Source organism: Burkholderia sp. BCC1640 (genome assembly GCF_902833125.1).
Classification (GTDB): domain Bacteria; phylum Pseudomonadota; class Gammaproteobacteria; order Burkholderiales; family Burkholderiaceae; genus Burkholderia; species Burkholderia diffusa.
On record NZ_CADFEF010000013.1, the window covers coordinates 21,541 to 44,074 of the forward strand.

A 22,534-nucleotide genomic window follows, 5' to 3' on the forward strand; every position below is an offset into this window, starting at 1 on the left:
TGGGCGATCGGCACGCGTGCGGGCGCCCGGGCGGCGCGCAAGCCGTCCGCCGGCCGGCGCCCGGGCCGGCTCGCCGGGCTGCCCGCCGCACCGCCGGGCCGGCCCGCCCGCCGGTAGAATGCAGGCTTCCTCCCGACCGCCGCCCGTCGCGCCCGCCTGCATGGAACTGAAATGGCTCGAAGACTTCGTCTCGCTCGCGGAAACGCGCAGCTTTAGCCGGTCCGCCGAACTGCGGCACGTGTCGCAGCCCGCGTTCTCGCGGCGCATCCAGGCGCTCGAGGCGTGGCTCGCGACCGAACTGATCGATCGTTCGGTTTATCCGACGCGGCTCACGCAGGCCGGCCAGATCTTCTACGAGCAGGCGCTGACGATGCTGTCGCAGGCGCACGAGGCGCGTACGCTGCTGCGCGGCCACGTCGGCGCGCCGGTGCCGACCATCGAGTTCGCGGTGCCGCATACGCTGTCGCTCACGTATTTTCCGCGCTGGCTGCAGCGGATCGAGGCGAAGATGGGGCAGGTCCACACGCGGCTGCGCGCGCTGAACGTGCACGACGCCGTGCTGTCGCTGGTCGAGGGCGGCTGCGATCTCGTGATGGGCTACCACCACCCGAGCCACCCCGTCGCGCTCGATCCGGCCCGCTACGACATGCTGGTCCTCGGCAGCGAGCCGATCAGCGCATTTTCGGCGCCGGGCCGCGCGGGCCGGCCGCGCTACACGCTGCCGGGCACGGCCGAGGCGCGCGTGCCGTACTTGTCTTATACGCCGAACGCGTATCTCGGCCGGATGACCGAAGTCATCATTGCGAACGCACCGACGTCGCTGTTCCTCGATCGCGTGTACGAAACCGACATGGCCGAAGGACTGAAGGCGATGGCGCTCGCGGGCCACGGCGTCGCGTTCCTGCCGCACAGCGCCGTCGAGGATGCGGTGGCCAGCGGCCGCTTGATCCGGCTCGACCGGTCCGCGCGCGGCGGCACGCACCCGTTCACGCTGACGATGGAGATCCGCCTGTACTGCGACAAGCTCGCGCTGCAGGGCGACGACCCGCATCAGAAGCTCGTGCGCGCGCTGTGGGAAGTCGTGCGCGACGAGCTGCGCGAAACCGCCGGTTAACCGTGGGCGGTTAACCGCGCCAGCCGAGCGCGCGCCGCCGCCGACGCGCTTGTCGCACCCGTCGGACGCTTGTCCGGCGGGCGTTCCGCGTATTTCCCCGCCGATTTTTCGCCGACGCGATGCACGACCGATCGCGGGCGTTCTTGCGCAAATCGACCGCGGATTTGCGAAAAATCGCGATCATGCAAGAAACGCATAATCGAATAAGCAAACGGCATTGGATAAAAAAAACGGGTTTTTCGACAATGTGCGCAATCCGTTGAACGTTGGAGCGTCCATGTCTTCGCAACTGCAGTCCATCCCGTCCTACCTTCATGCCGACGATCTCGGCCCGTGGGGCAACTACCTTCAGCAGGTCGATCGCGTCGCACCGTACCTCGGTTCGCTGTCGCGCTGGCTGGAAACGCTGAAGCGTCCGAAGCGCATCCTGATCGTCGACGTGCCCATCGAGCTCGACAACGGTACCGTCGCGCACTTCGAGGGCTATCGCGTGCAGCACAACGTGTCGCGCGGTCCGGGCAAGGGCGGTGTGCGCTACCACCAGGACGTGACGCTGTCGGAAGTGATGGCGCTGTCGGCATGGATGTCGGTGAAGAACGCGGCCGTGAACGTGCCGTACGGCGGTGCGAAGGGCGGCATCCGCGTCGACCCGCGCAAGCTGTCGCGTGGTGAGCTCGAACGCGTGACGCGTCGCTACACCAGCGAAATCGGCATCATCATCGGCCCGAACACCGACATTCCGGCACCGGACGTCAACACCAACGAACAGGTGATGGCGTGGATGATGGACACGTTCTCGATGAACCAGGGCCAGACGTCGACCGGCGTCGTGACCGGCAAGCCGATCTCGCTCGGCGGTTCGCTCGGCCGCAAGGAAGCGACGGGCCGCGGCGTGTTCGTCGTCGGTTGCGAGGCGGCGAAGAAGAAGGGCCTCGAGATCGAAGGCGCGCGCATCGCGGTGCAGGGCTTCGGCAACGTCGGCGGCATCGCGGCGAAGCTGTTCCAGGAAGCGGGTTCGAAGGTGATCGCGGTGCAGGATCACACGGGCACGATCTACCAGCCGGCCGGCCTCGATTCGAACAAGCTGCTCGACCACGTCGCACGCACGGGCGGCGTCGCGGGCTTCGAAGGCGCGGAACCGATGCCGAACGACGAGTTCTGGACGGTCGAGACCGACATCCTGATCCCGGCGGCACTGGAAAACCAGATCACCGAGAAGAACGCATCGAAGATCCGCACGAAGATCATCGTCGAAGGCGCGAACGGCCCGACGACGACGGCGGCCGACGACATCCTGAGCGCGAACGGCGTGCTCGTGATCCCCGACGTGATCGCGAACGCGGGCGGCGTGACCGTGTCGTACTTCGAGTGGGTGCAGGACTTCTCGAGCTTCTTCTGGACGGAAGACGAGATCAACCACCGTCTCGAGCGCGTGATGCGCGAAGCGTTCGCCGGCGTGTGGGCGGTCGCGGAAGAGCACAAGGTGTCGGTGCGTACGGCGGCGTTCATCGTTGCGTGCAAGCGCATCCTGATGGCGCGCGAAATGCGCGGCCTGTATCCCTGATCGGTCATTTCCGAGTCGATCGGATGACTATGACAAAAGCATGACGCAATCCACCCGATTGTGTGCATGAACCCTCGCGGGCGGTGCCGAATCCGGCACCGCCCGCGTGTGCATTCAGGCGCTGCAGGAGGCGCGCGAAGCCGGGAGGACGGCTTCGTACAGGACGATTCGTAGTACGGTAAACAACCAGTACTTTCAAAAATATTACTTTGATACACTGGCGCGGGTTTTAGCCAAGGAGATGACCAAAATGAAATACCAGAAGGCAGTCCTGATGGTCGCGGCGCTGTGCGCGTTCGCGAGCGGCGCGCATGCACAGGAGACCGGCACGCTGAAGAAGATCAAGGACACGGGCGTGATCGCGCTGGGCCACCGCGAATCGTCGATTCCGTTCTCCTACTATGACCAGAACCAGCAGGTCGTCGGTTATTCGCGCGAATTCCAGATGAAGGTCGTGGACGCGGTGAAGAAGAAGCTGAACCTGCCGAACCTGCAGGTCAAGAATATCCCGGTGACGTCGCAGAACCGCATCCCGCTCGTGCAGAACGGCACGGTGGACATTGAGTGCGGCTCGACGACCAACAACACGGAGCGTCAGCAGCAGGCCGCATTCTCCGACACGATCTTCGTGATCGGCACGCGCCTGATGACGAAGAAGGATTCGGGCGTGAAGGACTTCGCGGACCTGAAGGGCAAGACGGTCGTGACCACCGCCGGCACGACGTCCGAGCGCCTGCTGCGCAAGATGAACAACGACAAGCAGCTGGGCATGAACATCATCAGCGCGAAGGACCACGGCGACTCGTTCAACACGCTCGAGTCGGGCCGCGCGGTCGCGTTCATGATGGACGACGCGCTGCTCGCGGGCGAACGCGCGAAGGCGAAGCAGCCGGGCGAGTGGGTGATCGTCGGCACGCCGCAGTCGGAAGAGGCGTACGGCTGCATGATGCGCAAGGGCGATGCTGACTTCAAGAAGGTCGTCGACGACGCGATCTCGCAAGTCGAGAAATCGGGCGAAGCCGCGAAGATCTACGCGAAGTGGTTCGAGAACCCGATCCCGCCGAAGGGGCTGAACCTGAACTTCCCGCTGTCCGATTCGATGAAGAAGCTGTACGCGAACCCGAACGACAAGGCGCTCGACTGACCACGCAGCCGTTGACGCAGAAATGACGCTACTGAAACGGAAGAGGCCTCGCTTCTTCCGTTTCTTTTTGCTGGAGTCTTGCCCATGTCTTACCACTGGAACTGGGGCATCTTCCTGAGCCCCGTCTCGACCGGCGAGCCGACGACTTACTTCGGATGGCTGATGTCCGGATTCTGGGTGACGATCGAGGTGTCGCTCGTCGCCTGGGTCGTCGCGCTGATCGTCGGTTCGCTGTTCGGCGTGCTGCGCACGGTGCCGAACAAATGGCTGTCCGCGATCGGCACCGTCTACGTGTCGATCTTCCGGAACATCCCGCTGATCGTGCAGTTCTTCGTCTGGTACCTCGTCGTGCCCGAACTGCTGCCCGCGTCGATCGGCACCTGGATCAAGCAGTTGCCGCCCGGCACGCAGTTCTTCACCGCGTCGATCATCTGTCTCGGCTTGTTCACGGGCGCGCGCGTGTGCGAACAGGTACGCTCGGGGATCAACGCGCTGCCGAAGGGCCAGCGCGCGGCCGGCCTCGCGATGGGCTTCACGCAATGGCAGACGTACCGCTACGTGCTGCTGCCGGTTGCATACCGGATCATCGTGCCGCCGCTCACGTCCGAGTTCCTGAACATCTTCAAGAACTCGGCGGTCGCGTCGACGATCGGCCTGCTCGACCTGTCCGCGCAGGCCCGACAGCTTGTCGACTACACCGCGCAGACCTACGAGTCGTTCATCGCGGTGACGCTCGCGTACGTGCTCATCAACCTCGTCGTGATGGCGTTCATGCGCTGGATCGAAGGCCGCACGCGGCTGCCCGGCTACATCGGAGGCAAGTGATGCATCAGTTCGACTGGAGTAGTATTCCCGGCGCGATCCCGACGCTGTGGACGGGGGCGATCGTCACGTTCAAGATCACGCTGATCGCGATCGTCATCGGCATCGTCTGGGGCACGCTGCTGGCGCTGCTGCGGCTGTCCGGCGTGAAGCCGCTCGAGTGGTTCGCGAAGGCATACGTGACGGTGTTCCGCTCCATCCCGCTCGTGATGGTGCTGCTGTGGTTCTTCCTGATCGTGCCGCAGGTGCTGCAGGGTGTGCTCGGGCTGTCGCCGACGATCGACATCCGGCTTGCGTCGGCGATGGTCGCGTTCTCGCTGTTCGAAGCCGCGTATTATTCCGAGATCATCCGCGCCGGTATCCAGGCGGTGCCGCGCGGGCAGGTGAACGCCGCGTTCGCGCTCGGCATGAACTACGCGCAGGCCATGCGCCTCGTGATCCTGCCGCAGGCGTTCCGCGCGATGGTGCCGCTGCTGCTCACGCAGGCGATCGTTCTGTTCCAGGACACGTCGCTCGTGTACGTGATCAGCCTCGCGGACTTCTTCCGCACGGCCGCCAACATCGGCGATCGCGACGGCACGACCGTCGAGATGGTCCTGTTCGCGGGTGCATGCTATTTCGTGATTTGCTCGGTGGCGTCTGCCCTCGTCAAAGGTCTCCAGAAAAAGGTCACAAGATGATTTCCATCAAGAACGTTTCGAAGTGGTACGGCCAGTTTCAGGTCCTCGCCGATTGCACGACCGAGGTGAAGAAAGGCGAAGTGGTCGTGGTGTGCGGCCCGTCGGGCTCGGGCAAGTCGACGCTGATCAAGACCGTGAACGGCCTCGAGCCGTTCCAGCAGGGCGAGATCCTCGTGAACGGCCAGTCGGTCGGCGACAAGAAGACGAACCTGTCGAAGCTGCGCTCGAAGGTCGGGATGGTGTTCCAGCATTTCGAGCTGTTTCCGCATCTGTCGATCACCGAAAACCTGACGCTCGCGCAGATCAAGGTGCTCGGCCGCGGCAAGGACGAAGCGACCGAGAAGGGCATGAAACTGCTCGATCGCGTCGGCCTGAAGGCGCATGCGCACAAGTTTCCGGGCCAGCTGTCGGGCGGCCAGCAGCAGCGGGTCGCGATCGCGCGCGCGCTGTCGATGGACCCGATCGCGATGCTGTTCGACGAACCGACCTCCGCGCTCGATCCGGAAATGATCAACGAGGTGCTCGACGTGATGGTCGAGCTCGCGCAGGAAGGGATGACGATGATGGTCGTGACGCACGAAATGGGCTTCGCGAAGAAGGTCGCCCATCGCGTGATCTTCATGGACAAGGGCGCGATCGTCGAGGACGACCGCAAGGACGATTTCTTCTCGAATCCGAAGTCGGATCGCGCGAAGGACTTCCTCGCGAAGATCCTGCACTGAGCGCTCGTGCGTCGCGCGCTTCGTGCGCGCGGCATGCGCAAACCGCCCGGCCGAATGCCGGGCGGTTTTTTTTCGTCGGTTGCCCGTCGGCCGCCGCCGGCGACGGACCGATTCCGGCACCGGGCGTCACCAGCTGTAGCGGTAACCGACCTGCCCGGTGACGCCGCGCCGGTAATCGCCGCCGATGTTGCGCGCATATTTCACGTTCGCGTACAACTCGCCCGACTTGCCGAAGCCCGCGGTCACGCCAAGGCCGAGCTCGTACCATGTGCGGCCCAGGTGCGTCGCGAACGGCGTGCCGCCGACGACGGTCTGGCCCGGCGACAGGAAGTCGTGCAGCACGTCGGCCGTGAAGTACGGCGTCGCGGCGCCGCCGCCCGCGTTCGCATCGAGGTTCGGCCGGAAGATGCGCACGCCGACGCGTCCGCGCAACGCACTGGTCGTCGTGCCCGACACGGCCGACACGTTGTCGTTGAACCCGTTCAGCTTCAGGTACTGGTACATCAGCTGCGCCTGCGGTTCGACCGCGATCGGCGTGCCGCCGATCCCGAACGGCTTGCCGACCTCCTGCGACAGTGCGATGCCGAAGCCGTTCTGCGATGCCTCGTTGCCGTAGCTGTCGCGATAGCGGTTGCCGTAGTGCGTGACCTGGCCGACGCTGTCGAAGTAGGTGCCGTCGGACAGGTAGCGCGTCCAGTAGCCGCCGACGCTCTGCGCGTGCATCTCGACCGAGCCCGTCGATGTCGACAGGCCTGCCGTGCCGGCGCGTGCCATGTCGCTGAAGCTCGCGTTCGCGACGCCGATGCTCGCCGTCACGCCCGCATGCGTGCTGCCGCCGGCCGGCGCCTGGTCGAGCGTCCAGTCCTTGCCGAACTGCGCGAAGAACGTGCGCTCGTCGGCCGCGAAGCGGCCCGCGTTCGCATCGAGGCTCTGTCCGCCCACGCGGCCCCAGACGCCGTCGCGGTTGCCCGGCGCCTGCTTCTCGAGGTTGTAGATGTCGCCGACGCGCTCGTGCAGCTTGCCGAGCGTCGAGAAGCCGTAATCCGCGTTCAGCAGCGGCGTCATCGCATAGCCTGCAACGCCCGGACGGTACGCGAGATTGCCGCCGCCGCCGTTGATGACGTTCGGGCCGACCGGATCGCCCGGGTCCGTCGGGTCGAGTTGCGAGCGCAGATACCAGCCGTTCGCATCGCTCTGGCCGCCGCGGTAGAGCCGGTATTCGTATGCGCCCGCCTGCACCGGGCCCGCGAGATGGAACGCCGATGCGGAGGTCGTGCCGCCGTTGGTCGTGACGACCACCGGAATACCGTCGCCCGTCGTCTGCGCGCCGGTGCCGGCCGTGTTCGCGACCTTCAGCCCCGTCGTGCCCGTCGCGGCGCCGCCGTTCACGATCAGCCGGTCGGTCGGCGACGCATCGGCGCCGAGATAGGTGTTCAGCGCGATCGTGCCGCCGTTGCCGACATAACTGCCCGTCGTCAGCGTCCGGTAGCTGCCTGCCGCCGTCGGCGCGCCGGACGGCGCGGCGAACGCGACCAGGCCCGCGTTGTTCAGGCTGCTCAGCACGGAGCTGCCGGTCATGTGCCACGTGCTCGTGCCGTCGACGGTCAGCGCGACCGGGTCGATCTTGCCGGTGAGGGTCGTGCCGTTCGTCAGGAACACGTTGCCGGTGCTCGACGCGTCCGACACGATGTCGCCGGCGAGATTCACGGCCGATGCGTTGAAGGTCGCGGTGCTGCCGTTCGCGAGGTCCAGCAGCGTGCCGTTGCCGGCTGTCACGACGGTGCCGTTGCGCACCGCGATGGCGACCGTGCCGCCGCGCGCGGCGAACGCCGGCCCGGCGATGGACGCGACGCTGCCGCCGTCGACGAGCACGGCGCTGGTCGCGCCGGTCGCGAGCGTGTCGGTGCTCAGCACGCCGGCCGTCGCGCCCTTCAGCGTCGTGCCAGTCAGCGCGAGCACGCCGCCGCCGTCGACCGTCGCGCCGTTGCCGGCCGCGCTCGCGATCGACGAACCCGTGTCGCCGATGCGGCCGCCGTTCCGTGCGACGAGGCCGTCGGCCGCCGTACCCGCCGTGGACACCTTCGCGCCCGACAGCAGGGCGGTCGCGCCGCTGCCCGCGACGATCGCGTGCGCGCCGGCACCCGTCGTCGCGACGGTCGTACCGTCGGCCGCGAGCGTCGAATCCGCGCCCGTCACGAAGAGGCCGCGCGCGTCGTCGCCGGCGGTGCGCACGACGGTCGCCGCATCGGTCGCGATGCGCGCGCCGGCGCCCGTCGATGACAGTCCGTCGGCGCCGTTGCCGGTCGTGCCGATCTGCGTACCCGACAGCACGATCGTCGTGTTCGCGCCGAGGTTGTCGATGCCCTTGCCGGCGCCGCCCACCGCGATCGACGTCGCGCCGGCCGCGATCCCGCCGCCCGACACGGTCGAGTCGATCAGCACGCCGTCGGCGCTACCGTTCGCGACGACGGTGCCCGCGCCCGACAGCGCGACCGACGCGCCGGACCCCGTCAGGTGCACGCCGGCGATGCCGTCGTCCGCCTCGATCGTGCCCGCGTTGGCGAGCGTGGCCGACGCGCCCTGCACGAGCGCGCCGGTGCCGTTCGATACGCGGATCGCCGATGCGTTGTTCACCGTGCCGAGCGTGCCGGCCACGACCCCCGTCGAGCCGGCGCCGGTCAGCAGCACCGTATTGCGGTTCTCGAGCGTGCCGAGGTTTTGCGCGACGAAGCCGGTCACGCCGGCCGTCGACGACGCGACCGCCGCGTTGTTGGTCAGCGTCGTCGCCACCGGCGTACCGGCATTCGCGCCGCTGAGCGCGTGTGCCTGGCCGTCGACGGTGCCCGCGATCGCGCCGGCCGCATTCAGGTCGATGGTCGCGACCGAGTCGATCGTGCCCTTCGCACCGCCTTCGACCGCGACCGCGATGCCGTTCGCGCCGTTGACGTTGTAGGTGGCGTGGCCGGTGGACAGCGTCGTGCCGGCGCCCGTCGCGAGCACGCCGCGCGCGCGCTGGCCGTTCACGTCGGTCGTCAGCGTGCCGGCCGCCGACGCGCCCGTGTAGGCCGCGCCGCCCGCGATGCGGAACAGCGTCGAATCGTCGGTATCGACGCTCAGATGCTGCGCGGCGACATTGATCTTCGAGCCGGCGCCGTATGCGTAGAAGCCGGTCTGGTTCGTGCCCGACATGAAGGCCGGCACGGCGTTGGCGTCGACGTTGATCGTCGCGCCCGAGCGCGCATGGACGCCGATCGCACCGTTGCCGGTCAGGTTGAGCGCGCCGTCGACCGTGGCCTTCGCGCGCGGCCCTTCGGCCCACACGCCGTAGTTGCGCGTGTCCGACGCCGGATCGAGCCCGCCGGCCACGTTGATCGTGCCGGTCGACGTCGCGGCCGTCGCGGTCGCACCGGTGCCGACCACCATGATGCCAATGCCGTTCACGCCATTCAGCGTGATCGTGCCCGTGTTGGTCACGGTCGCGGCCGTATTGGCCGCGAGCATGCCGACGTTGGCGAACGGCGTGCCGGGTGCCGCGCCATTCACGGCGATCGTGCCCGCGTTGCGCAGCGTGCCGGACGTCGAGTCGATGCTCGCCATCCCGGCGCCGTTTTGCGTCTGCGAGCCGATCACGATCGAGCCGAAGTTGCTGGCGGTGCCCGATGCGCCGAGCAGGATCCCGTAGGAATGCGCGGACAGCGCGACGTCGTTCGCCGCTGCCCCGGGTCCGTACTGGGCCGCGCGGCCGAGATAGATTGTGCCGCCGGCCGCGTTCGTGAAGGTGCCGCCGGCCGCGAGGCCGCCGATCACCTGGCTGTCGAGCGTCGTCGCGTTGACGCCGACGTTGATCGTGCCGGCGTTCGACGCGTTCGCACCGCTCGTCACGGCCACCGCGTAGTTCTGCAGGTCGGGGCGGTTGCCGTCGAGCGTCCACGCGCCGACGTTCATCACGCCGTTGTTGACGAACGAGGTGCCCGTGCCGCTCGCGTACACGCCGTTGCCCTCGGTGTACGCGTGGAAGCCGAAGTTGTCGGGCGGCGCGCTGCCGCTCGTGTCGAAATTGTCGCCGGACGCATAGCCGGACGAGATCGTGCCGTTGTTGACGCCGCTTGCGCCGCTCAGCAGGCGCACCAGCGTGAAGTCGCCCGACAGGCGCCCGTCGTTGACGAAGTGCGCGCCGTTTTCCGCGAGGACGGCCGAACTCGACGCGATCGTGTTGGTGCCGCGGAAGTCGATCTGGCCGTCCTTGCCGATCTGCAGCGTCGCGTTCGCGCCGGTGCCGTGCATTGCCGACAGGTGATCGATCGGCAGCGTGTTCTTGTCGCCGGCGGACACGTTGTTCGCATACTGGAAGGTTTCCTTCGAGAACGTGACGGCCTGGCCGAACGCCGTGTCGTAGGCGGCCTGCGAGCCGAGCGCGCCGCTCTGGACCGAGCGCACCAGGAAGTTGTTGTACGCGGCGAGCGACGTGGCGTCGGTGACGGTCCATGTGCTGCCGTCGAATGCGGTGAAGGTCCCCGCGTAGGCCGGGACGTCGAGCTGGAGATTGCCGACGGCACCGCCGCTCGCGAGATAGTCGCCGGTGCCGAGCCAGACCTGGTTGCGCGAGTTCCAGTTGACGACGCTTTTTGCCGAGCCGGTGCCGTCCGCGAAGGTCAGGTCGGTCTGCTTCGGCGCGATCGAGATCGCGTTGCCGGCCGAGTCGGGCGCGTTCGCGGCGTTGCCGATCGACACGTTCAGCGTGCCGCCGGTGTTGTCGACGGTGCCGATCCGCAGGTTCACGTACTGGTTGCCGTTTACGTCATGGTAGACGGGCACGTTGGTCGAGCCGGCCGTCGACGCGGCGAACGCGGACGAGCTGTACGTGGCGATCGACGTATGGGTGCCCGTGATCGTGTCGGGCGTGCTGACGCTCTGCGTCTTGCCGCCGAGCGACAGCAGCGGCTGGTTCGGGTTGCCCGACACGATGGACGTATTGCCGATCGGCGTGAGCGTATAGCCGGGGTCGCCGGCGGCGCCCGTCCATGCACCCGTCACGCCGACCGTGTCGCCGCCCGACACGGTCGTGGCGCCGGCCCGGTTGTCGTTGACGGTCGGGCTCACGCTGCCGAGCGCGCAACTGCCGCCGCTTGCGACCGCCGAACCGTTACCGCAGGTCGATGCGTACGCGGAGCCGGCCGACAGCGCGGCCAGCGCGGCACCGAGCGCGGCGACGCGCAACGGCGAGCGGCGGATGGCCGTGCGGCCCGCACGGCGGCTTGCGGCCGATTGGCTGCCCGAACGCTTGCCGCGCGCCCGGGCCGTTTCCGCAACCGCGACCCAGCAGCCGGCGGTTTCGCTCCATATCGATCGAAATGAGTGATTCACGACAAGCCCCTCTCTCTTTATTTGAACTGGTATTCGCCGTATGCGGCGAATGCGCATTCCACGGTGACGTGTATTTCGAATGGGCGTGCGGCAGCCGGGGCTGCGTCGAGTGCCAATCAGGATGCGTTACACCGAAGATGGAGCGAGTCTACTAATCGAGGAGGTTGCCGATTTTCGAAAAATTAAGATATGTGAGGATGCTAACGGTATGGGGTGGTATTTCTGAATTGTGTGGTTAATCGAACTGAAAGCCTTGGTGGGGAAGGGTTTGGCAGGTTTTTCTATAGACCGGCCGGAATCGTCCGGTCGGTGGGATAGCGCACGGTCGGTGTTTGGTTTGTGCTTTATTCTATGGTTTCCGGATTATCCGCTTTCGATCGCTCTTTTCTTGTTTTTCGCCGATGAATTATTTTTACTCGAAAATTAATAAAATAAAAGCGAATGTTGCATGTCGATGATCGCATGCATTTAATGACGATCTGAATGAAACGTGTAACGTCATCGGGCGCAGACTTTCACTGCCGGTGATCGCTGGGTCGTGACGTTCGTATACACGCGGAAGGCGGGAAAGCGGGCGCCCGACGGCGCGGCGCGCTCAGAAGTCGATCGGGTCGTCGGCGTCGTCCGCGGCGCCGGCCGCCAGCGCCTCGCGCCGCACACCGCCGCACGGCGCGGACGCCGATGCGTCGAGCGCCGGGTTGCGCAGCTTCTCGAGCACGCGTTCGGGCACCGGGATCTGCATCCGCGCGGCGACGTCGCCGCACTGGAACATGATCAGCTCGCCGGGTTCGAACGAGGTCCAGATTTCGTTGTCGGTCAACGGCTGCGTGGCGATCACTGCGACGCGATCCTCGGGCGTCGTGTATTTCGCGAAGTCGATCGACAGGTCTTCGTCGACCAGATGCGCGGTCGAGAACGGCCAGCGCCGCACGAGGTAGTGCAGCCGCGTCGAGCAGTGCGCGAAGAGCGCCTGGCCGTTCGACATCAGGAAGTTGAACACGCCGTGATCGGTGATGCCGCGCGTCAGCTCGCCGACGCGCTCGAACAGCTCCGGCAACGGCGGCTGCGCGCCGGGGAACGCTTCGCGCAGCCCCTGCATCAGCACGCAGAACGCCTTCTCGCTGTCGGTCGTGCCGACCGGATGGTAGACGCTGCCGTCGAGGTCGGGTTCGTAGTCCTGCAGATCGCCGTTATGCGCGAAGATCCAGTGCCGCCCCCACAGCTCGCGCATGAACGGGTGGCTGTTCTCGAGCAGGATGTGGCCCTGCGTGGCCTTGCGGATGTGCGCGATCGTGTTCTTGGACTTGATCGGGTAGCGCTTCACCATTTCGGCGATCGGCGACGTGGCCGACGCCTGATGGTCGATGAAGAGCCGACAGGCTTTATCTTCGAAGAACGCAATCCCCCAGCCGTCGGCATGGTGATCGGTGAGGCCGCCCCGGGCCGCGAAACCTGTGAAGGAGAATGTGACGTCCGTCGGCGCGGCGCAGTTCATTCCTAGGAGTTGGCACATTTTACTTGGGGCGGGGGCGGAAGCGGGGTAACCAACCGGGTGAACCCCGGTACAATGTGGCTTCTAGCATATCACCGAGCCTTGAGCGGTAAAAAGCGGATTCCGCCGGCCGAAGGCCTCGTGTTGCGGTTTGCCGTCAGTCGGCCCGCGCACGTGCGTTCCGGCCCCGCAGATGGCCAGCCCGTTCCTCACGACGCCTCCTATGACTGCCTCGAACGCTTCCTCTCCGGCGACGCTCACGCTCGCCCGTCCCGACGACCTGCACCTGCACCTGCGCGACGGCGACATGCTGGCCGCAGTGCTGCCGCATACGGCGCGCCAGTTCGCCCGCGCGATCGTCATGCCGAACCTGAAGCCGCCCGTCACGACCACCGCGCAGGCGCAGGCCTATCGCGAGCGAATCCTGGCCGCGCTGCCGGCTGGCATGGCGTTCGAGCCGCTGATGACGCTGTACCTGACCGACAACACGGCGCCCGACGAAATCCGCCGCGCGCGCGACAGCGGCTTCGTGCACGGCGTGAAGCTGTATCCGGCCGGCGCGACGACGAACTCCGATCACGGCGTCAGCGATCTCGCGAAGTGCGCGAAGACGCTCGAGGTCATGCAGGAAACCGGCATGCCGCTGCTCGTGCACGGCGAGGTGACCGATCCGGCGATCGACATGTTCGATCGCGAGAAGGTGTTCATCGACCGCGTGATGACGCCGCTGCGCCGCGATTTCCCGGGCCTGAAGGTCGTGTTCGAGCACATCACGACGAAGGACGCGGCCGACTACGTGCGCGACGCCGACGCGGCGCCGGGCCTGCTCGGCGCGACGATCACGCCGCAGCACATGCTGTACAGCCGCAACGCGCTGTTCGTCGGCGGGATTCGCCCGCATTACTACTGCCTGCCGGTGCTGAAGCGCGAAACGCACCGCGTCGCGCTCGTCGAAGCGGCGACGTCGGGCAACCCGCGCTTCTTCCTCGGTACCGACAGCGCGCCGCACGCGCGCGGCGCGAAGGAAACCGCGTGCGGGTGCGCGGGCTGCTACACGGCGCTGCACGCGCTCGAGCTGTATGCGGAAGCGTTCGACCAGGCCGGCGCGCTCGACAAGCTGGAGAATTTCGCGAGCCGCTTCGGCGCCGATTTCTACGGGCTGCCGCGCAGCACCGAGACGATCACGCTGCGCCGCGAGACCTGGGAACTGCCGCGCGAGGTCTTCGCGGGCGATACGCCGGTCGTCCCGCTGCGCGCCGGCGAAACGATCGGCTGGAAATTCGCGTGACCGGCACGCCGCCGCGCGGGGCCGGCCTGACGGCCGGCGGCGGGGCGGCGGTATTCGCGCAGATCGACTGGTTGGCGCCGTGGCTCGCGCCTTACGCGGCGCCCGGTCGTACGCTGCAGGCGGCGGCGCTCAAGGGCGAGACCGCGTTGCTCGATGCGTTGAACGGCGCGCTGCGCGGCGGTACGCGGGCGAGCGGCCGAGGCCGGTCGCTGCGCTTCGTGCCGCAGGCGGAGCTGCCGCCAGGCATCGCATACGAAACCCATATCGCCGACACGGGCGGCGTCCCGACCCGCCACAATCTTCACGACTTCTTCAATGCGCTCGTCTGGTTCGCGTATCCGCGCACCAAGGCCGCGCTGAACGCACGCCAGGCCGCGGCGATCGACGCCGCGGGCGGCGTCGGTCCCGTGCGCGGCACGCTGCGCGATGCGCTCACGCTGTTCGACGAGAACGCCGCGCTGTTCGTGACGGCCGACCGCGCGCTCGCCGACGCGCTGCGCGGCTTCAACTGGCAGCAACTGCTGGTGGCGGCGCGCGACGCGTGGGGCACGCGCTGCGAGGCGCGGCTCGTCGGCCATGCGCTGCTCGAGAAGCTCGTCGTGCCGTACAAGTCCTGCACCGCGCACACGTGGATCGTCGAAGTGAGTGACGACTATTTCTCGTGGCCCGACGCGCAGCGTGCCGCGCACGTCGATGAGCGGATCGCCGGCGAACTCGCGACCCGTGACCTGACGAGCCGCGATTTCGCGCCGCTCCCGGTGCTCGGCGTGCCGGGCTGGTGTGACGCGAATGCCGTGCCCGCGTTCTACGACGATCCGGCGGTTTTCCGCAGCGGCCGCCGTTCGCGCGCTGCCGGCGGCGGCGCGCAGTGCTAGAATGCGCGTCGCAAAGCAGGCCAGGCAGTCGCGGCCTCGTCGCCTTCGGGCAGGCGAGGGCGAGGAAAGTCCGGACTCCACAGGGCAGGGTGATGGCTAACGGCCATCCGTGGCGACACGCGGAACAGGGCAACAGAAAGCAAACCGCCGATGGCCCGGCGCAAGCCGGGATCAGGTAAGGGTGAAACGGTGCGGTAAGAGCGCACCGCGGCGACGGCGACGTCCGCCGGCACGGTAACCTCCACCCGGAGCAATTCCAAGTAGGCAGGCGCGCATTTTCGGATGCAGGACGGTGCCCCCGTCTCGTCTGCGGGTAGGAAGCTTGAGCGCGTCAGCAATGGCGCGCCTAGAGGAATGGCTGCCACGCGCCGTGCGCTTCGGCGTGCAGCGTGCACAGAATCCGGCTTATCGGCCTGCTTTGCCGTTCGAATGCGAAAGGGCCGGCGCTCCGTCAGGAGCGCCGGCCCTTTTTTTCATCCGTGGCTGCTAGGCGTTCAGGCCGCGACGATGTCGAACGAATGCGTGAGCTCGGCCGTTTTCGCGATCATGATCGACGCGGAGCAGTACTTGTCGTGCGACAGGTTGATCGCGCGTTCGACCGTGGCCGGGTTCAGGTTGCGGCCCGTGACGGTGAAGTGGAAGTGGACCTTCGTGAACACCTTCGGATCTTCGCTCGCGCGTTCGGCCTTCAGCGTAACCGAGCAGCCGGTGACTTCCTGGCGGCTCTTCTTCAGGATCAGCACGACGTCGTACGCGGTGCAGCCGCCGGTGCCGACCAGCACCATTTCCATCGGGCGCGGTGCGAGATTATGGCCACCGCCTTCCGGTGCGCCGTCCATCGCGACGAGGTGTCCGCTTCCGGTCTGAGCGGAAAACGCCATGCCGTCCTGACCCATCCAGCTTACTTTGCATTCCATGCTTGCACTCCAGCGTTGCCTGATTCGAATTCGATCATGCATTGTAGCCCGCAGTGCAACGGTCGGCTGATGCGCTGCACGACGTGCAACGTCGCGCCGCCGCACGCGGCGCCTGGCGGCGCGCCGAACGCCGATTTCCCTGCCTGCTTTAGGGGTTTTGCTCTAGATGTGGCGGACTTCCGGTTGCATCCTTGTTTTCCAATCGATTGATTTCAAAAGAGAAAACGTGACCTGGCGACGAAATCATCCATATTCCACATTATGGTTGTGAATTTCGCAATGCAAATTTTCTTGTGAAGTCGCCGGCGCATTCGTATAATGAGCCTCATTGGTTGTCGCGCTGCGGCAACCTCCGCATGTCTCCTCCACCCTCCTCCTAAGGTGGATTAAGCCCGAACCAGCCGTTCGGGCTTTTTTTCGTCCCATGCAAGCATCGACGCGCAGTTTGCGCGCTTCGATGTCGGTCGTTGACTCCCTGTCTTTGACTCCGTTTACGTGGGCTGTCGTCCGGCTGCCTGCGATGCCGCGCCGGTTGGCGTGTCGGTCGAGCCGGCCGCAGGGGATGAGACCTGTGCGGCCGACTCGTGGCCATGTCCGCGCGCGCAGAAGTGGCGCACGCGTTCGCGTACCGCGCGCAGGCGGGCGATGCGATCTTCGGCATGGGTGCCGCGGGCGTCGGCGATACGGGCGTCGAGTGCGTCGAGCTTGGCGTCGCAGCCGGCCCGGGCGGCGACGGCGGGCGCCGCGGCGGCCAGCAATGTGGCCGCGAGAAGGGGCGTAAGTCCTTGTTTCATCATGCTTGTTTGTTGTTTTTCCGTTGTCGGCCGGTCTGGCGCGGCAAGGTCAGGTGCCGCGCGTCGATGGGTGCCTCCCCGGGCGCTCGGTTCGCCTGGCATATCGGGGCACGACCGGATTTTGGCGCATTTCGGGCGCCGCCGGCACGGGACGTGGATTCTTTTTGACCGCGCTCCCGTATTTCCTTTATAATTCAGGGCTTTTCCGCATTCATGCCCACGGAAAAAGAACAGGGAGAGCCTGCACCGCGCCTCGAAGCGCACACAGACAAGCAGGAAGAACACATCGGGCAAAGCATTTTTTTTGGATCGATCATGAAGACGTTTTCCGCAAAAGCCCATGAGGTGACGCGCGAATGGTACGTGATTGACGCGACGGATAAGGTTCTCGGCCGTGTTGCCAGCGAAGTGGCACGCCGTCTGCGCGGCAAGCACAAGCCTGAGTTCACCCCGCACGTCGACACTGGTGATTTCATCATCATCATCAACGCAAGCAAGTTGAAGGTCACGGGCAACAAGACTCTGGACAAGAAGTACTACCGTCACTCGGGCTACCCGGGCGGTATCTATGAAACGACGTTCGGCAAGATGCAAGAACGCTTCCCGGGCCGTGCGCTCGAGAAGGCGGTCAAGGGCATGCTGCCGAAGGGCCCGCTCGGCTACGCGATGATCAAGAAGCTGAAGGTCTACGCTGAAGCGACGCATCCGCACTCGGCTCAACAGCCGAAAGCGCTCGAGATCTAAGGGGAGCCCACATGATCGGTAACTGGAACTACGGTACGGGCCGCCGCAAGAGCGCAGTCGCACGTGTCTTCATCAAGGCTGGCAAGGGCGACATCATCGTCAACGGCAAGCCCATCGCTGACTACTTCTCGCGCGAAACGTCGCTGATGATCGTGCGTCAACCGCTGGAACTCACGAACCACGGCCAGACGTTCGACATCAAGGTGAACGTGAACGGCGGCGGCGAAACGGGTCAGGCAGGCGCGGTGCGCCACGGCATCACCCGCGCGCTGATCGACTACGATGCGACGCTCAAGCCGTCGCTGTCGAACGCAGGCTTCGTCACGCGCGATGCACGTGAAGTCGAGCGTAAGAAGGTTGGTCTGCGCAAGGCACGTCGCGCAAAGCAGTTCTCGAAGCGTTAATTCCGCTTCATGGCCGCGCCGCTTCCGGGCGGCGTCCGCCGGAAAAACCGCCAGCTTTCGCGCTGGCGGTTTTTTTATGCCCGCGCGGCGGGGCCCCGCGGGCCGTTTCCTTTACGGAAATCAACAAGAACCTATTGATTTCATGGACATCAGCACGATCTTCTGATCGGCCCTACAATAGCGGCTAAAGCTTTTTGGAGAGTTCGCATGAACGCTGTTACCGAATCCGCAGCAACGACCACCGAAATGCCGGTACCGTTCGTCTTCACCGACGCCGCGGCCGACAAGGTCAAGCAACTGATCGACGAAGAGGGCAATCCCGACCTGAAGCTGCGCGTATTCGTGCAGGGCGGCGGCTGCTCGGGCTTCCAGTATGGCTTCACGTTCGACGAGGAAGTCAACGAGGACGACACCGTGATGAACAAGAACGGCGTCCAGCTCCTGATCGACTCGATGAGCTACCAGTATCTGGTCGGCGCCGAGATCGACTACAAGGACGACCTCAACGGCGCCCAGTTCGTGATCAAGAACCCGAACGCAACGACCACCTGCGGGTGCGGCTCGTCGTTCTCGGTCTGAACGCACGACGGATCCTGTCCGGTTCGCCAGAATGAAAAACGGGGCTTCATGCCCCGTTTTTTTGTGCCCATGCGCTGCGCGAACCGCTTCCTTCGGCCTTCCGTCAGCGCGGATAAAGCGCGCCTAGCACGCGCGCATCCGCGGCACCCGTCACGCTCGCAAGGTTGCCGGGCTGGCGCGCGGTGAAGCGATACGCGAGCCACGCGAACGCGAGCGCTTCGACCTGTTGCGGCGGCACGCCGAGCGCGGCCGTCGTCTCCACCGTCGCCGGCACGCCGGCCTCGCGCAGCGCTTCCGCGAGCGCGGCGAGCAGCACCGGATTGCGGGCGCCGCCGCCGCAGACGAACACGGCCTTGCAATCCGTCGCGTGTTGCGCGACTTCGCGGGCGACCGAGACGGCGGTGAGCGCCGTCAGCGTTGCCTGGACGTGTTCCGGCGCGACCTGCGCGAACGCGGCGAGCTTCGCGTCGAGCCACGCGGGATTGAACAAGTCGCGGCCGGTGCTTTTCGGCGGCAGCGCGGCGAAGTAGGGCTCGTCGAGCAGCGCGTCGAGCAGCGGCGCGTGCACCGTGCCGCGCGCGGCGAACTTGCCGCCGTCGTCGTATGGCTTGCCGAGGTGGCGGGTCGCCCATGCGTCGAGCAGCGCGTTCGCGGGCCCGCAGTCGAAGCCGCGCACGTCGCCGCCATCACCGGGCAGGATCGTGATGTTGCTGATGCCGCCGAGGTTGCAGACGACCCGCGTCTCGCCCGGCGCGCCGAACATCGTCGCATGGAACGCAGGCGCGAGCGGCGCGCCGTGGCCGCCTGCCGCGACGTCGCGGCTGCGGAAATCGGCGATCACGTCGATGTGGGCCAGCTCGGCGAGCAGTGCCGGATTGTTGAGCTGGCGCGTGTAGCCGCGCTCGGGACGGTGCCGGACCGTCTGGCCGTGCACGCCGATCGCGCGGATCTCGTCGCGCGACAGGCCGGCGGTGCGCTGCAACTCGTGACAGCACACCGCGTAGCGCGCGACGAGCGCGTTCGCCGCGAGCGATTCGCGGTCGATCTCGTTGTCGCCGGGCTGCTGCAGCGCGAACAGCGCGTCGCGCAGCGATTGCGCGAAGCCGACGAAGGCTTCCGCGAGCACGACCGGCGCGCGGCCGGTCTCGAAACGCACGGCGACGCCGTCGACGCCGTCCATGCTGGTTCCCGACATCAGCCCGAAGTAGATGCCGTCGGCCGGATGGGCGGGTTGCGGATGTCGTTGCGGCACGTTGGGTTCTCCTGGATCGAGCGGCGCGGGCCGGTGCCGCGCGCCTTGCGCCCGATTATCCGCGCAACCTGACGCATCGTTAAGCGATGCACGCGCAAGTTATGGGAAAATCCCTGTCTTTGCGACATTCTTCCTGGCACCGATGAGCACCGAACCCAGTTCCAAGCCTGTTTTCCCGATCACCGACGAAGTCCGCCATGCGCTCGCCGTCACGAAGCGCGGCGTCGACGAACTGCTGATCGAGGAAGAGTTCGCGCAGAAGCTCGCGCGCAGCGCGGCCACCGGCACGCCGCTGCGCATCAAGCTCGGCCTCGATCCGACCGCGCCCGACATCCACATCGGCCATACGGTCGTGTTGAACAAGATGCGTCAGCTGCAGGATCTCGGCCACACCGTGATCTTCCTGATCGGCGATTTCACGTCGCTGATCGGCGACCCGTCGGGCCGCAACGCGACGCGTCCGCCGCTCACGCGCGAACAGATCGAATCGAACGCGAAGACCTACTTCGAACAGGCCGCGCTCGTGCTCGACCGCGCAAAGACCGAAATTCGCTACAACAGCGAATGGTCGATGCCGCTCGGCGCGGACGGGATGATCAAGCTCGCGTCGCGCTATACGGTCGCGCGGATCCTCGAGCGCGAGGATTTCACGAAGCGCTTCCAGAGCGGCGTGCCGATCTCGATCCACGAATTCCTGTACCCGCTGATGCAGGGTTACGACTCGGTCGCGCTGAACGCCGACCTCGAACTCGGCGGCACCGACCAGAAGTTCAACCTGCTCGTCGGCCGCGAACTGCAGAAGCAGTACGGCCAGGAACAGCAGTGCATTCTGACGATGCCGCTGCTCGAAGGCCTCGACGGCGTCGAGAAGATGTCGAAGTCGAAGGGCAACTACGTCGGCATCAGCGAGAAGCCGACCGACATGTTCGGCAAGCTGATGAGCATCTCGGACACGCTGATGTGGCGTTACTTCGAACTGCTGTCGTTCCGCGGCCTCGACGAAATCGCCGGCTTCAAGCGCGAAGCCGAAGGCGGCCGCAATCCGCGCGACTTCAAGGTGCTGCTCGCGCAGGAAATCGTCGCGCGCTTCCACTCGCAGGCCGACGCCGAGCGTGCGCTCGAAGATTTCAATCATCGCGCGAAGGGCGGCGTGCCGGACGACATCCCATCGGTCACGCTCGCGGGCGCGCCGCTCGCGATCGGCCAGCTGCTGAAGCAGGTGGGCCTCGTGCCGTCGACGAGCGAAGCGCTGCGCAACATCGAGCAGGGCGGCGTGAAGATCGACGGTGCGACGGTGTCCGACAAGGGCCTGAAGGTCGAGGCCGGCGAGTTCGTCGTTCAGGTCGGCAAGCGCCGCTTCGCGCGCGTCACGCTGACCGCATGATCGCGCTGATCCAGCGCGTGAAGCGCGCCGACGTGCGCGTCGGCGACCGCACGACGGGCGAGATCGGCGCAGGGCTGCTCGCGCTCGTCTGCGCGGAGCGCGGCGACACCGAGGCCGCGGCCGACAAGCTGCTCGCGAAGCTGCTCGGCTATCGCGTGTTCAGCGACGCGGCCGGCAAGATGAACCTGCCGGTGTCGAACATCGACGGCGCGGGCGGCGCCGGCGGCCTGCTGCTCGTGTCGCAGTTCACGCTCGCGGCCGATACCAACAGCGGGCTGCGGCCGAGCTTCACGCCGGCTGCGCCGCCCGACGAAGGCGCGCGCCTGTTCGACTATTTCGTCGCGGCCGCGCGCGAGCGTCATCCGGTCGTCGAGACGGGCGAATTCGGCGCCGACATGCAGGTGTCGCTCGTCAACGACGGCCCCGTGACGTTCTGGCTGCAAGTGCGGCCCTGATTCTTTCCCGGAGACGCGCCGCGATGGCCACCACGCAGATTCTCTTCATTCGTCATGGCGAGACGGCCTGGAACCGCATCAAGCGCATCCAGGGCCATATCGACATTCCGCTGGCCGACACGGGGCTCGCGCAGGCGCAGCGGCTGGCCGTCCGGCTCGCGCGGGACGCGCATGAAGGGCAGCGCATCGACGCGATCTATTCGAGCGACCTGATGCGCGCGCAGCAGACCGCGCAACCCTTTGCCGATGCGCTCGGGCTGCCGCTGCGGTTGCGCGAAGGGCTGCGCGAACGTGCGTACGGCGTGTTCCAGGGGCATGACAGCACCGAGATCGAGACGCTGTTTCCGGACGCCTACGCTGCTTGGCAGACGCGCGACCCGGGTTTCGCGCCGGACGGTGGCGAGTCGCAGCGCGAGTTCTATCATCGCGTGCTGCATGCGCTCGAGCCGATCGTCGCCGCGCATCCGGGCGGGCGCATCGCATGCGTCGCGCACGGCGGCGTGCTCGATTGCGTGTATCGCTTCGCAAACGGTCTCGACCTCTCGGCACCGCGCAGCTATCAGTTGCTCAACACCAGCATCAACGTCGTCGATTACGTCGATGGCCGTGCGCAAGTCGTGCAATGGGCCGACGTGTCGCATCTGGATACCGCGAGCGACGACGACGGGTATCGCAAGGTACTTTGATTTTGATGCGGTCATGCCGGTGCCGCCGGCGTGATCGGGCGGGGGTGGCCCCCTCCATTTCAGGTTTGGTGCGGCAGTGCCTGGCGCGTCCTGTAGCCGAGCGCGTACGCGATCCTGCCGGGCTTGTCGGCCGTAATCGGCTGGCGCAGCTTGTCGAATTCTCCTTTCGGGTACTTCTTGCCGCCATCGATCGCATCGACGCGGCGGTCACGGGAATATCACGGTCACGGCAATTGAAATGATCCGAAGAAACG

19 protein-coding genes, 1 other RNA gene and 1 pseudogene are annotated in these 22,534 nt (G+C 66.3%); 15 read left to right on the forward strand and 6 right to left on the reverse strand.

The window, feature by feature from the left end:
* Positions 1-160: 160 nt before the first annotated feature.
* From HWX25_RS15915 to HWX25_RS15940, 6 genes are all read left to right on the forward strand, one after another.
* Entirely contained in the window at positions 161-1,114 is a 954-nt protein-coding gene (locus HWX25_RS15915; protein WP_063548085.1) for a LysR substrate-binding domain-containing protein, read from the forward strand.
* Between the two features lie 277 nt (positions 1,115-1,391).
* Positions 1,392-2,678, forward strand: a complete 1,287-nt coding sequence (locus HWX25_RS15920) for a Glu/Leu/Phe/Val dehydrogenase (protein ID WP_059465395.1) — start codon at positions 1,392-1,394, stop codon at positions 2,676-2,678.
* 250 nt (positions 2,679-2,928) lie between these two features.
* On the forward strand, positions 2,929-3,822 hold the full coding sequence (locus HWX25_RS15925; RefSeq protein WP_059820512.1) for a glutamate/aspartate ABC transporter substrate-binding protein: 894 nt from the start codon (positions 2,929-2,931) through the stop codon (positions 3,820-3,822).
* Positions 3,823-3,906: 84 nt separating this feature from the next.
* Positions 3,907-4,647: an amino acid ABC transporter permease gene (locus tag HWX25_RS15930; protein ID WP_059535316.1), complete on the forward strand. Its 741-nt coding sequence runs from the start codon at positions 3,907-3,909 to the stop codon at positions 4,645-4,647.
* Positions 4,647-5,324 (forward strand): glutamate/aspartate ABC transporter permease GltK, encoded by a 678-nt coding sequence (gene gltK, locus HWX25_RS15935; RefSeq protein ID WP_059535318.1) that lies wholly within the window; start codon positions 4,647-4,649, stop codon positions 5,322-5,324. The genes HWX25_RS15930 and gltK overlap by 1 nt, the downstream gene beginning before the upstream one ends.
* A complete protein-coding gene (locus tag HWX25_RS15940; protein ID WP_059465398.1) occupies positions 5,321-6,046 on the forward strand; it encodes an amino acid ABC transporter ATP-binding protein in 726 nt (241 codons plus the stop codon). The genes gltK and HWX25_RS15940 overlap by 4 nt, the downstream gene beginning before the upstream one ends.
* 126 nt (positions 6,047-6,172) lie before the next feature.
* On the opposite strand, the gene HWX25_RS15945 is transcribed toward HWX25_RS15940, so the two are convergent.
* Both HWX25_RS15945 and HWX25_RS15950 read right to left on the reverse strand, forming a co-directional pair.
* Positions 6,173-11,410 carry an autotransporter outer membrane beta-barrel domain-containing protein gene (locus HWX25_RS15945; protein ID WP_175909081.1) on the reverse strand — a complete coding sequence of 1,746 codons (5,238 nt, stop codon included), beginning with the start codon at positions 11,408-11,410 and terminating at the stop codon, positions 6,173-6,175.
* A gap of 595 nt (positions 11,411-12,005) precedes the next feature.
* Positions 12,006-12,923: a class II glutamine amidotransferase gene (locus HWX25_RS15950; protein ID WP_175909083.1), complete on the reverse strand. Its 918-nt coding sequence runs from the start codon at positions 12,921-12,923 to the stop codon at positions 12,006-12,008.
* A 202-nt stretch (positions 12,924-13,125) separates the two neighbouring features.
* On the opposite strand from HWX25_RS15950, the gene pyrC reads away from it, so the two are divergent.
* The 3 genes from pyrC (at position 13,126) to rnpB (ending at position 15,489) form a co-directional block, all read left to right on the forward strand.
* Positions 13,126-14,190: a dihydroorotase gene (gene pyrC / locus HWX25_RS15955; protein WP_059689071.1), complete on the forward strand. Its 1,065-nt coding sequence runs from the start codon at positions 13,126-13,128 to the stop codon at positions 14,188-14,190.
* Positions 14,187-15,065 (forward strand): DUF3025 domain-containing protein, encoded by an 879-nt coding sequence (locus tag HWX25_RS15960; protein WP_175909085.1) that lies wholly within the window; start codon positions 14,187-14,189, stop codon positions 15,063-15,065. Before pyrC ends, HWX25_RS15960 begins: the two co-directional genes overlap by 4 nt.
* A 12-nt stretch (positions 15,066-15,077) precedes the next feature.
* Positions 15,078-15,489: RNase P RNA component class A (gene rnpB, locus HWX25_RS15965), an RNA gene on the forward strand.
* Positions 15,490-15,559: 70 nt separating this feature from the next.
* On the opposite strand, the gene HWX25_RS15970 is transcribed toward rnpB, so the two are convergent.
* Both HWX25_RS15970 and HWX25_RS15975 read right to left on the reverse strand, forming a co-directional pair.
* Positions 15,560-16,024: an OsmC family protein gene (locus HWX25_RS15970; protein ID WP_082721941.1), complete on the reverse strand. Its 465-nt coding sequence runs from the start codon at positions 16,022-16,024 to the stop codon at positions 15,560-15,562.
* Between the two features lie 449 nt (positions 16,025-16,473).
* Positions 16,474-16,779 carry a DUF1090 family protein gene (locus tag HWX25_RS15975; RefSeq protein WP_175909086.1) on the reverse strand — a complete coding sequence of 102 codons (306 nt, stop codon included), beginning with the start codon at positions 16,777-16,779 and terminating at the stop codon, positions 16,474-16,476.
* Between the two features lie 312 nt (positions 16,780-17,091).
* Between HWX25_RS15975 and rplM the strand changes: the two genes are divergently transcribed.
* From rplM to erpA, 3 genes are all read left to right on the forward strand, one after another.
* Positions 17,092-17,520, forward strand: a complete 429-nt coding sequence (gene rplM / locus HWX25_RS15980) for a 50S ribosomal protein L13 (protein WP_009687896.1) — start codon at positions 17,092-17,094, stop codon at positions 17,518-17,520.
* 11 nt (positions 17,521-17,531) lie between these two features.
* Positions 17,532-17,924: a 30S ribosomal protein S9 gene (gene rpsI, locus HWX25_RS15985; protein WP_011883283.1), complete on the forward strand. Its 393-nt coding sequence runs from the start codon at positions 17,532-17,534 to the stop codon at positions 17,922-17,924.
* A 207-nt stretch (positions 17,925-18,131) separates the two neighbouring features.
* Positions 18,132-18,503: an iron-sulfur cluster insertion protein ErpA gene (gene erpA / locus HWX25_RS15990; RefSeq protein WP_059451991.1), complete on the forward strand. Its 372-nt coding sequence runs from the start codon at positions 18,132-18,134 to the stop codon at positions 18,501-18,503.
* Positions 18,504-18,606: 103 nt separating this feature from the next.
* On the opposite strand, the gene HWX25_RS15995 is transcribed toward erpA, so the two are convergent.
* Positions 18,607-19,755, reverse strand: coding sequence for an anhydro-N-acetylmuramic acid kinase (locus HWX25_RS15995; protein WP_059535330.1), 1,149 nt, complete (start codon positions 19,753-19,755; stop codon positions 18,607-18,609).
* A 142-nt stretch (positions 19,756-19,897) separates the two neighbouring features.
* On the opposite strand from HWX25_RS15995, the gene tyrS reads away from it, so the two are divergent.
* From tyrS to HWX25_RS16010, 3 genes are read left to right on the forward strand one after another with little or no spacing between them, the layout of a single operon-like run.
* Positions 19,898-21,139 carry a tyrosine--tRNA ligase gene (gene tyrS / locus HWX25_RS16000; RefSeq protein WP_175909089.1) on the forward strand — a complete coding sequence of 414 codons (1,242 nt, stop codon included), beginning with the start codon at positions 19,898-19,900 and terminating at the stop codon, positions 21,137-21,139.
* A complete protein-coding gene (dtd, locus tag HWX25_RS16005) occupies positions 21,136-21,594 on the forward strand; it encodes a D-aminoacyl-tRNA deacylase (RefSeq protein ID WP_006751891.1) in 459 nt (152 codons plus the stop codon). The genes tyrS and dtd overlap by 4 nt, the downstream gene beginning before the upstream one ends.
* 23 nt (positions 21,595-21,617) lie before the next feature.
* A complete protein-coding gene (locus HWX25_RS16010) occupies positions 21,618-22,280 on the forward strand; it encodes a histidine phosphatase family protein (protein ID WP_059535333.1) in 663 nt (220 codons plus the stop codon).
* A gap of 59 nt (positions 22,281-22,339) precedes the next feature.
* Here the strand turns inward: HWX25_RS16010 and HWX25_RS16015 are convergent.
* A pseudogene (locus HWX25_RS16015) lies at positions 22,340-22,483 on the reverse strand (chromosome partitioning protein ParB); the annotation flags it as partial.
* Between the last annotated feature and the right edge of the window lie 51 nt (positions 22,484-22,534).